12 protein-coding genes are annotated in these 5550 nt (G+C 27.0%); 9 read left to right on the top strand and 3 right to left on the bottom strand.

Annotation, left to right across the window (positions count from 1 at the left end; genetic code table 11):
* From ACTG3V_RS14900 to ACTG3V_RS14890, 3 genes are all read right to left on the bottom strand, one after another.
* Window positions 1–266: hypothetical protein (locus tag ACTG3V_RS14900; RefSeq protein WP_439132969.1), on the bottom strand; the 266-nt coding region annotated here is incomplete at its 3' end.
* Window positions 259–642: a hypothetical protein gene (locus ACTG3V_RS14895; protein ID WP_439132968.1), complete on the bottom strand. Its 384-nt coding sequence runs from the start codon at window positions 640–642 to the stop codon at window positions 259–261. The genes ACTG3V_RS14900 and ACTG3V_RS14895, both read right to left, overlap by 8 nt.
* Before the next feature lie 2 nt (window positions 643–644).
* Entirely contained in the window at window positions 645–812 is a 168-nt protein-coding gene (locus tag ACTG3V_RS14890; RefSeq protein ID WP_439132967.1) for a hypothetical protein, read from the bottom strand.
* A gap of 94 nt (window positions 813–906) precedes the next feature.
* Between ACTG3V_RS14890 and ACTG3V_RS14885 the strand changes: the two genes are divergently transcribed.
* The 9 genes from ACTG3V_RS14885 to ACTG3V_RS14845 all read left to right on the top strand — a co-directional run.
* A complete protein-coding gene (locus ACTG3V_RS14885; protein WP_439132966.1) occupies window positions 907–1092 on the top strand; it encodes a hypothetical protein in 186 nt (61 codons plus the stop codon).
* Window positions 1092–1445, top strand: a complete 354-nt coding sequence (locus ACTG3V_RS14880) for a hypothetical protein (protein WP_439132965.1) — start codon at window positions 1092–1094, stop codon at window positions 1443–1445. The genes ACTG3V_RS14885 and ACTG3V_RS14880 overlap by 1 nt, the downstream gene beginning before the upstream one ends.
* A gap of 15 nt (window positions 1446–1460) precedes the next feature.
* On the top strand, window positions 1461–2045 hold the full coding sequence (locus tag ACTG3V_RS14875) for a hypothetical protein (RefSeq protein ID WP_439132964.1): 585 nt from the start codon (window positions 1461–1463) through the stop codon (window positions 2043–2045).
* Window positions 2046–2144: 99 nt separating this feature from the next.
* Window positions 2145–2507 carry a DUF3127 domain-containing protein gene (locus ACTG3V_RS14870; RefSeq protein ID WP_439132963.1) on the top strand — a complete coding sequence of 121 codons (363 nt, stop codon included), beginning with the start codon at window positions 2145–2147 and terminating at the stop codon, window positions 2505–2507.
* Between the two features lie 18 nt (window positions 2508–2525).
* Window positions 2526–3113, top strand: a complete 588-nt coding sequence (locus ACTG3V_RS14865; protein WP_439132962.1) for a hypothetical protein — start codon at window positions 2526–2528, stop codon at window positions 3111–3113.
* 258 nt (window positions 3114–3371) lie between these two features.
* The gene (locus ACTG3V_RS14860) at window positions 3372–3536 is read left to right on the top strand and encodes a hypothetical protein (RefSeq protein ID WP_439132961.1); all 165 of its coding nucleotides are present in this window, start codon (window positions 3372–3374) and stop codon (window positions 3534–3536) included.
* 3 nt (window positions 3537–3539) lie between these two features.
* A complete protein-coding gene (locus ACTG3V_RS14855; protein WP_439132960.1) occupies window positions 3540–3899 on the top strand; it encodes a hypothetical protein in 360 nt (119 codons plus the stop codon).
* Window positions 3900–4229: 330 nt separating this feature from the next.
* Complete coding sequence (locus ACTG3V_RS14850) at window positions 4230–4973, top strand: recombination protein NinG (RefSeq protein ID WP_439132959.1); 744 nt, start codon at window positions 4230–4232, stop codon at window positions 4971–4973.
* Window positions 4974–4975: 2 nt separating this feature from the next.
* Window positions 4976–5550: hypothetical protein (locus tag ACTG3V_RS14845; RefSeq protein ID WP_439132958.1), on the top strand; the 575-nt coding region annotated here is incomplete at its 3' end.

Here is a 5550-nt window from a genome sequence, read left to right as displayed (position 1 = left end):
CGATCTAAAATATCTTTATAAAAGTGTGGCATAACCATATTTACAGAAAAACAAACTTCATTATTTTCTTTACTTACAAAAGTTGGGTTTAATATCAAGTCTTTTTCTTTAATATCGTTTGCACAAGAAACAACTCCAGAGAAATTTCTATCAGAATCAATTTTTACCTTATAGTAAATAGAAAAATTAGTGAAATGTATTTCAGTCGCTATTAAAGGTATTCTTAAATCTTCTACTAAAATGTCTTTTTGTTCAGAACTACTCATTATCAATTCTTTTCTTTAGTGTTTGACAAGATTTATAGAGGTAAAATCTTTTTTGTGTTAAATACTTAGGTGGATAATTATAAACCATAGCCATATTAGAAGCGTTTAACAGCGTTTTTTCACTTATAACTATATTACTACTTCTTTTCTTTTTAACATCTGCATCGTTCTTTAAAATATCAAAAACAGCATCGTTAGTCATTGTAGAAAGAAGATTCTCAAACACCCTTAATCTTTTGTATCTGTTTGGCATCATTCTATAGATTACCAAATTATCTACTATTTCTTTTTTCAACTGATAAGATTGGATTTTAGTGTCGAAAATCTTCTTTTTACTAATCAAAAAACCATATTTTATTTGATTTTTTGGATTCATATCTATTTTAATTTTAGATACTTGTTCGCAAGACTTAATTCTGTTTTTAGTTTTTGTACCTCACAGAATAATTTAAAAGCCCTGTTATCATCTCCAATAGCCTTTATTTGACTCACTAAAGATTCTTTTTCTTTTATAGACGCTTTAAGTCTTTTGATTTTTTCATTCATTACGACTGATTTTTAAGATTAATAACAAATATATTGTAAATAAATCTTGTTTATATAATATATTATATTATCTTTGAATCATCAATAGATATCTATGGCACGTAAGGGAGAAAATGTAAATTTTTATCTTTATTTTAAACAAATAGAGGGTATGGATGAAAAAATTAAGAATAACAAAGACAAATACGTTAGTCGTTCTAAATACATTCAGCATCTTGTAGATAAAGATTTAGGGGAAACAAAAGAAGATAAGATTTTAGAAAAATTTAATAAAAAATAATGGCTGACAAAGTAAAAAAAGTAACTGGTAAAAAAATATCAGTAAGAAAAGCGGATGTTATCCGTAGAGAAAAGTTTTTAGGATATAATAAGTTTCAATTATTTATATGCAAATTAATAAGAGTAAGACCTGCGTTTCATTACACTTATATCTTTAATATAAACTACACAGGTAGCCATAATCTTCAAATTAAAGACGTTTTAACGGATTCTGATGGAAATATATATACTGTTTTAAAAAACTTAAACAGAGTGGCTGTTATCGCTTCTTACACTAAGTTTCAAGATAAGCCAAATATATTGGGTTCAATGAATATTGAGGGGAGAAAAGTTCAACAACAAAAAAAGAAGTAACTAAAAAGAAATATTATGATTAAAGAACTGGAAAAGCAAATTGAATTACTGAATAAATACTTGGGTAGCTATAAGAAACTTCGTGATGATGGTGATTATAGTCAATTAAGTAATGAGGTTGATTTAGTGAATAAGATTTTTGGATTAAAAGAAAGGGTTTTTTATTTGAGAGAGGTAAATGTAATTGACAATATAATCTTAAAAAGATTAAGATTTAATAAAGCCTTTAATTTGCCTGTATCAGAAAAACCAACTTCTATAAGTTTAGACAGAGCAGAATTACAGTTTGATATGATGAAGGAAGAGTTAGAGGAGTATCAATTAGCTCAATCAAGAGAAAAAAAATCTATAACAGAGATAGCTGATTCTTTAATAGATATGCAAGAGATACTTTTGGGTATGTTTGCAGAACACGGAATGATTTTTAAGTTAGAGGAATTGTATAACGAAGTGCATAGGAGTAATATGAGTAAATTAGATAATAATGGAAAACCATTAATTAATGGAAAGAATGGTGTTTTTGATGAAACTAGACCTTTAGGTAAAGTGATTAAAAGTAAGAATTTTAGTGAACCTAATTTTACAGAAATATTAAAATAATATGAATGCGTTTTTTGTAGTTTGTAGTTTTTTTCTTGTAGTATCTTTTGGAGTACTATGTGTTAAGTTAATTGAAAAGTTTTTAAAAAAATAAATATTATGGAAGTACAAGGTTTAATACATTTAATAAATGACCGAGAAGTTTTTTCTTCGGGGTTTTCAAAAAGAAATTTAGTAATAAAAACTACTGACCAATACCCTCAATACATTTCTATTGATTTCTTAAAAGATAAAGGGGATTTACTAAATAACTATGTAGTAGGTCAAGAAGTTAAAGTTTTTATAAATTTAGGTGGTAGGATATGGACAGACCCACAAGGCGTAGATAAGTTTTTTAATTCTGTAACGGGTTGGAAAATAGAAAGTATAGCGCAAGTACCTGTACAAGAACAATCTCCTTTAGATCAATTTGAACCAACAAGCGGTATTGGAGATGAAGATGACGATGAAATGCCATTTTAGAAAGTTTAAAAAAGAATTATGGAAATAGAAACCACAAAAGAAGGAATAGTTAAAATAAAAAAAGTAAAAGACCATATTATTTTAGAGTCTAAAAACGGAAATAAAATAGGTGTTGAATTTAATAAGAAAGGATTTGTTATAGGTTACAAAGGTAAAAGATATGATGTTAAAGATGATTTAATTTCTTTAGATGGATATACCTTACATAAAAATGAAGTCGATTCAAATAAATCTATTGTAGACCAAGATTTTGATTTAGATAAATTAAATGATGAGTTGAGGCAATCTTTAGAAGAAAGTACTAGGTTAAATTACAATAATTTAATAGCTTGTGGTTTATTAAAGACAGTCTTAGAAGATGAATTTCCTAAAAGAATATTAACTCCAAAAGGAGAATCTGATTTAAAAGCACTTGAAATGGTTTTTGATACAGAGTTATCTCTTAATGTTAGCCAAAGAAAAGCTATTGATATTTGTTTAGATAAAGTAGATTTTATGTTAAGATATAATCCTTGTCCCGTAAATCCTAATCAACGAAAAAAAGAATATCACGATTATTGGGAAAGTATTAAATTATCTTTAGAAAAATTAAAACAAAAACATTAAAGAAAAAAACCCACCTTAAACTATTAATTAATAATTAATTTAGTCGCTAGTTATTACTTTTAAAGATAGGTGGGTTTATAAAATAGAGCAGTGCAATTGGTTAAAAAACAATAGTTAGGGGGATTGTTTTAATTGTACTGCTACAATATCCTGTAGGTGCTTAGGTAAACCTTCATTTCTTTTTCATAGCAATTTTCCCACCACCTCTGATGCAAGTGGTGGGTTTTATGAAAAAAACTTTAAAAAAAACAAAAAACTATGAGTGTAAAAAACACAAGATACAGAGAGTTTCATTTTGCTTCTAAGGGTTATAAGTTTTACTACAAAAAAACCGAAATTCCTAAATTTATGGTTTTCTGGAATGGATTTAAATTAGATGATATTTTAGCGGGAAATAGTGTTATAACTTATAAAGATATTTAGAGAATGAGATTTGAAGAAGAATTAGAAAATAAAGCAATTACTTATAATTTAGATTTATCTTTAAAAAACGATGATTTTATAAGAGATATTGCAGATATTTTATCGTCGGTTAATAAAGATTCTAAAAACTTAGAATACGTTTATTTTGTTAATCAAAAAATATCAATTTATATTAGAAGACAGTTACGTTCTTTTGCTAACGCAAAAAGAAGTAGAAATGTAGATATAGATTCTTTTAACGTGGGTAGTATTAACTTTAAAATTAAACAAAATAGAGTTTCAAGGCTTAATATCGTTAGACCAAATACAGATTTTTTAGATCCAAAAGATTTTAATAGAATTGTTTTAATTAAATTAGTGTAGATATGGACTTTAATCATTTGAAAAGGAGATAGATGCTACTTTAAAAAAAGTAAGAGAAACTTTATTAATAAAAGGTAAAGAGTATGTAAGGAATAACAACCCTTTACATAACTTTGAGGTTGGTGCAAGAAAAAAGAATACTACTAGAGAAAAACTATTAGATGGTTTTCTTTTAAAGCACGAAATATCTATTGAGGATATGACTAATGATTTGGATTTAGGAAAATTACCAACTAAAGAAAAGGTAGATGAAAAATTCATTGATAATATTGTTTACTTACTAATTAAAAAAGCAAGTTTTATTGATAGGATTCAAAATAAAAAATAACAATGGCGGTAAAAGTTTGCAGAGGTACAGGAAAAGCAAAAGGATTTGGATGTGGTAAACCATTACAGTATTCAGAAAGAAATGGTATTAAAACCTACGATGCAAAATATGGTTTAGGAAAAAAATGTAAATGCTATAATAAATGGTTATCTTCTTCTGATGAAGGAATGAAAATCTTATCAAAAGCGACTTTAGTAGCTAAAAAGAAAGTTGAGAAACAAAAAAACAAAGAAGATAAAGAACGATTAAAGCAAATGAAAATCGATTCTATGTCTCCAGATAAATACAGAGCCACTTACGTACAACCTTTAATCAACAAAATTGCAAGATTTATAGATTACGGAAACCCTTGTGTGCCTACAGGTAATTACGAAGGTAAAATGGCAGGAGGTCATTACACAAGTGTTGGTGCAAATAGAACAATTTGTTTAAACCTGCATAACATTTTTATTCAGAGTTTTGCTTCTAATAGTTGGAAAGGTGGTGATGATAAAAAATACAGAGCATCATTAATAAGGATTTTTGGAGAAGAGTATTTAGATTTTATTGAGGGATTAAATTCTCATAGGTCAATACAGTTAAGAAAACCACAATTAATAGAAATTAAAGAAAAAGCGCAGAAAATAGTGTTAGATTTAGAAAAGAATTTAGAAGTCCTATCTCCTAAAGAAAGAATACAAAAAAGAAATAAAATAAACGTAGAATTAGATATTTACGACACCGATTACTTAACCTTTAAAATTTAAAAATGGAATCAAAAAAAAACGAGATTGTAGTAAGAACATCTGAAATTTCTAAAATGCAAGGAATGTATCTTGCAGAAAAATTAGTAAGAACTTGGAAAGAAGATTTTGCTGATGAAGATACAGGAGAAGTTGTTTCTGTAGATAGAAATGAAGTGATAATGGACAAAGGTACTTATTTAAGTTCTAAAGAAATATCAGAAATAAGTTTCTTTTTACAATCGAATGATATTAAAGAAGTTTCTGTAAGCAACCAAAAAAGGGGTTGTAATATGGTACAAGGAGATTCTACAATATGGCTATGCTCAATCAAATTAAACGGAAAAAAGAAAAACATCTATCTATATTCAAACTCTTTAGAGTTAGCTAAAACTATCTGTATTGATTTTGTGGAACAAAAATATGAAGGTAATTTTAAGTTTATAGGAATAAAAGAACTTGAATATAGCACGTTAATATCTTTAGATTTAAAAGAAGAGGATATGAGCGAGGATAATTATTACTACAAAATAGAAGTTGAAATAACCTATCAAAATGAAGAGCCAGGTAATCAAACTTTTATTATTAACGCTTCTAATGC

The sequence above is a fragment of the Polaribacter sp. genome (assembly GCF_965660385.1).
Classification (GTDB): Bacteria; Bacteroidota; Bacteroidia; order Flavobacteriales; family Flavobacteriaceae; genus Polaribacter.
Note: the sequence above shows the minus strand (reverse complement) of the source record. Positions and strands in the feature narration are given on the sequence as shown.